4 protein-coding genes and 1 pseudogene are annotated in these 4,323 nt (G+C 52.1%); 4 read left to right on the top strand and 1 reads right to left on the bottom strand.

Annotated features, from left to right (window positions below; translation table 11 throughout):
• Window positions 1-454 (top strand): aldehyde dehydrogenase family protein (locus Q0231_RS02840; protein WP_299344810.1); only part of this gene is annotated, 454 nt, incomplete at its 5' end.
• Here Q0231_RS02840 and Q0231_RS02835 read toward each other — a convergent pair.
• A complete protein-coding gene (locus Q0231_RS02835) occupies window positions 451-1,170 on the bottom strand; it encodes a GntR family transcriptional regulator (protein ID WP_299344807.1) in 720 nt (239 codons plus the stop codon). The two genes, Q0231_RS02840 and Q0231_RS02835, sit on opposite strands and share 4 nt — an antisense overlap.
• A 133-nt stretch (window positions 1,171-1,303) precedes the next feature.
• Between Q0231_RS02835 and Q0231_RS02830 the strand changes: the two genes are divergently transcribed.
• The 3 genes and pseudogenes from Q0231_RS02830 to Q0231_RS02820 form a co-directional block, all read left to right on the top strand.
• Window positions 1,304-2,620, top strand: coding sequence for a glutamine synthetase family protein (locus Q0231_RS02830; protein WP_299344804.1), 1,317 nt, complete (start codon window positions 1,304-1,306; stop codon window positions 2,618-2,620).
• Complete coding sequence (locus tag Q0231_RS02825; RefSeq protein WP_299344801.1) at window positions 2,620-3,927, top strand: FAD-binding oxidoreductase; 1,308 nt, start codon at window positions 2,620-2,622, stop codon at window positions 3,925-3,927. Before Q0231_RS02830 ends, Q0231_RS02825 begins: the two co-directional genes overlap by 1 nt.
• A gap of 72 nt (window positions 3,928-3,999) precedes the next feature.
• A pseudogene (locus Q0231_RS02820) lies at window positions 4,000-4,323 on the top strand (haloacid dehalogenase type II); the annotation flags it as partial.

Below are 4,323 nucleotides of genomic sequence, written 5' to 3'. Positions count from 1 at the left end.
ATTGCAATTTGACCGTGTGCAAGCGCTTATTCAGGCCGGTATTGATGAGGGCGCCACTTTGTTGGCCGGCGGAACTGGGCGTCCAGAAAATGTGAAAAGCGGTTTCTATGTGAAGCCTACTGTTTTTGGCAATGTAAACAACAATATGCGCATCGCCCGCGAAGAGGTGTTTGGACCCGTTGTGGCATTGATCCCTTTTGATACCGAAGAAGAAGCAATTGCCATTGCCAATGACACTGAATACGGATTGGCCGCTGCCGTGCAGACCAATGATCCCGAAAAGGCGATGCGGATTGCCCGCAAACTTCGTGCAGGTATGGTCCATATTAACAATTCAGATATTGGCTACGGCACACCATTTGGTGGCTACAAAATGTCTGGCACAGGGCGCGAAGGTGGCCATTATGGGCTCGAAGACTTCTTGGAAATCAAAGCGGTCTCGATTCCCGCTTAGCTTTCGCTCAGAATAGTGGCGACGGCGTCGTGTCCAAGTTGGCCAACGCCGTCCCGCACGTCAGCTTCTATGGCTGCACGAAGTAGTTTGGGATCGCGGGCGCGCAACGCCGCTATCGCTTCTTTGTGGCGGTCAATCTTGTAAAAATCGCCCATCTCGCGCAAAGCGATGCGCAAAAATGGGCCGAGCTGCAACCAAACGCTTTCAACCATGGGCATGCGGATATTGTCTGGGTTGGCGCAATAAATCGTACGGTGGAATAGTTGGTTATCTCTAATTTGTTTGTCGCGATCACCAGCCAAAACCGCTTTATCAATTCTTGCGTCAATGACTTCTAATTCGTCAATGAGGCGGTCGTTGATAAAGGGCAGGGCACGCACGGCGGAAAACCGCTCCAGCTCGACACGTGTTTCGATGAGTTCTTCCAATCGTTCTGCCGTCATGCGCGGCACAACAATTCTTCTGTTCGGCAAGAGTTCGAGCCCATTTTCAGATGATAGGCGGCGCAGGGCTTCCCGAACCGGGGTAGGGCTGGTCTTCAATAGTTCGGCCAATCCGCGAATGGTCACAGACATGCCCGGACGAAACCGACCAAGCATGATCGCATCGCGCAATTGGGCGTAAATATGCTCCTGAGCAGTTACCCCTTTTTCCCGATTGTTGGCGTGCAGAAAAAGGGAATTGCGATCTGTTGGTTTTTGGTCGATTTTTATCATGCTGGAGGGCAATATCACCTCTCTAAATGATTGACAATTTTTCTCTTAGTGATACTTTTTATAAAAATGATATCACATTTTTCGAAATAGCCAAGATGTTTGAAATTTTTCGTGATGTGGCAGGGAGTTTGAATTGAGTCGACCAAACGAATATGTGAATCTGATCGTCGGCGTTTGCGACATCAATGGATTGTTGCGGGGCAAACGCCTTGCCGCTTCCTCAATGGAAAAAGTGCTAAAAGAAGGCATTCGCATGCCCACTTCGTCGTGTTCTGTTGATATTTGGGGGAACGATATTGAAGATAGTCCACTTGTTATGGCTAGCGGTGATCAAGATGGTATCTGTTTAGCAACCAGTCGCGGTGCCGTTCCATTAGATTGGAGCGATCGGCCAACAGCTCTGATCCCAGTAACCATGCACGATGCAGAGGGCATTCCATATCTTGGTGACCCACGAAATGCCTTGGCCGACGTGTTGAGCAAATACGAACTAATGGGGCTAACACCAGTCGTTGCGACTGAATTGGAATTCTACCTGGTTGATAATTCCGGTCATCGGCCAACGCCGCCAAACTCGCGCGAACTTGATTTTTCCCAGAATGATGTGCTTTCGCTGGATGCTATTGCGGATAATTCTAAGTTTCTGGACGCTTTGTACGATTCCTGCATGCTACAGGATATCCCAGCGGATGCTGTTATCTCTGAGGGTGGTGCAGGGCAGTTTGAAGTGAACCTGAACCACCAAGATGATGCCCTGAAAGCGGCCGATGATGCCCTTTATTTCAAGCGCGCGGTCAAGGGTATTGCTCACAAGCACGGCATGGCAGCGACATTTATGGCTAAGCCATACATAAACCGCGCGGGCAACGGCTTTCACATGCACTTCTCGGTGTTGGATCAAGACGGAAACAATGTCTTCGACGATGGCACTGAAGATGGTAGCGACGTCATGAGGTCTGCCATTGCCGGACTGCTTTCAACAATGGAAGAATCTACGCTGATTTTCGCGCCACATTACAATTCCTACCGTCGCTTTGCTGAAAATACGCACGCACCAACCGGGATATCGTGGGGATATGAGAACAGAACTGCAGCAATCCGAATTCCCGGCGGTCCGCATCAAGCACGTCGGATTGAGCATCGTGTCGCTGGCGGCGATACCAACCCATATTTGGTCCTGGCTGCAGTGCTCGGCGGCGCTTTGCATGGCATAAAGAGCAAATTGTCGGCGCCAAGCCCAGTTGTTGGGAACGCATATGAGAAATCTGAAAACTTCATTCCAACCAATTGGCAAGCCGCAATAGACGCGTTTTGTGGCGGCAAAATCTTGCCCACCATATTCAGCGAGCAAATGATCGAAAACCTAAGTTCCTGCAAGCAGCAAGAATTAAACCAAATTTTTCGGCAAGTGACGGACCGAGAGTTCGCCAGTTATTTGGAGACCGTTTGATGAGCCTCGCAAACACGAGTTCAAGTGAACAAGAGCACGTCAATTCCTACTATGCTGCATCAGCCAATCCGGCGCCAAACCGCCCTGCTTTGGTGGGAGAGTTTCAGACGGACATTTGCGTTGTCGGCGCAGGTTATTCCGGCCTATCTACGGCGCTTCATTTGCTTGAGCGCGGATATAAAGTAGCGGTGGTCGAAGGGGCAAAAGTTGGATGGGGCGCTTCTGGCCGCAATGGCGGGCAAATCGTCAACGGGCTCAATGCAAGTCTAGACACCATCCAGAAACGCTATGGTGACGAGTTTGCAGGTTTTGTCGGAGGTCTGGTCACCGAAGGCGGCAAGATCATTCGCGAACGGATTTCAACCTACGACATCAAGTGTGACCTGAAAGAAAAGAACGTTTTTGCGGCATTCACTCAAAAGCAAATGCGAGAATTGGAAGCAAAAAAAGCGCTGTGGTCTAAACACGGCATGAACGACCACGAGATGCTAGATAAGGCGCAGATTGCGACATACGTCAAAACGGATGCGTATGTTGGTGGTTTGGTCGACCATTCGGGCGGCCATATGCACCCGCTCAACCTAGCACTTGGCGAAGCGGCGGCCATTGAAAAACTCGGCGGCAAAATCTTTGAAATGTCACGGGTCATATCGACGCAAAAAGCGGACGCAGACCAACTTGTTCTAACTGATCAGGGCCAAATTCGATGTAAGACCATCGTCTTTTGCGGGAATGCATATCTGGGCGATGCATCACGTAAACTGAAATCGCGAGTCATGCCCGTTTCAACACAAATTATGGCGACAGAGCCGCTATCAGATGACATCGCAAATGGTATATTGCCAACCGACACCTGCGTCGAAGACGTGCGCTATATTCTAGATTATTATAGATTGTCTGCAGATAAGCGCTTGTTGTTCGGCGGCGGTACGGTCTATGGCGGCGCGGACCCGCGCGACATTAAGGCCAAGCTGAAACGCAACATGGACAAGGTCTTTCCCCAGTTGAAAGACGTGAAGATCGACTACGCGTGGAGCGGGAATTTCGCCCTATCCTTTAGCCGCGTGCCGCAGATGGGCCGGATTGGTGACAACACCTATTTCGCCCATGGCTACAGCGGTCACGGCGTCACCGGCTCGCATACTTTCGGGCGTATCCTGTCCGAGGCGATCGACGGCGATCTGACCCGCTTTGACGTTTTCGCCAATGTGCCATGGTTCCCCTTCCCCGGAGGGCGCATGCTTCGGGTGCCCTATTCGGTGATGGGCTCTTGGTGGTACGGGCTGCGCGACCGCCTGGGCGTCTGAAACCTTTTGACAGAACGGGGGGTTTCTTCACAGTGACGGGGCGCATTGCCCGTCATAAGCGGAAGGACCCCCATGCCCGATCAAAAGCCCGTCTCTACAATCGTCTTCGACGTGAACGAGACCCTGCTCGACATCACGACGCTGGAGCCGCTGTTCGCGCGGGTGTTCGGCGACGCCTCGGTCCTGCGCGAATGGTTTGCCGAACTGATCCTCTATTCGCAGACCATGACCCTCTCGGGCCGCTATGCCCCCTTCGGTGCGCTGGCGGGGGGTGTCTTGCAGATGGTCGGCGCAAACAAGGGCGTGACGATCAGTGATGAGGACGTGGCCGAGTTAAAATCTCTCATCGGCTCCATGCCCGCCCATCCGGATGTCGCCCCCGCCCTGCGCAAGCTG

It is taken from the genome of uncultured Maritalea sp., assembly GCF_937139385.1.
Taxonomy (GTDB): Bacteria; Pseudomonadota; Alphaproteobacteria; order Rhizobiales; family Devosiaceae; genus Maritalea; species Maritalea porphyrae_A.
This window is presented reverse-complemented; position numbering and strand designations above follow the sequence as displayed.

What these genes read in the sequence shown, in the direction of transcription:
- Q0231_RS02825 (WP_299344801.1), top strand. Translation starts at nt 2,620, where the DNA reads ATGAGCCTCGCAAACACGAGTTCAAGTGAACAAGAGCACGTCAATTCC.
- Q0231_RS02835 (WP_299344807.1), bottom strand. Translation starts at nt 1,170, where the DNA reads ATGATAAAAATCGACCAAAAACCAACAGATCGCAATTCCCTTTTTCTG.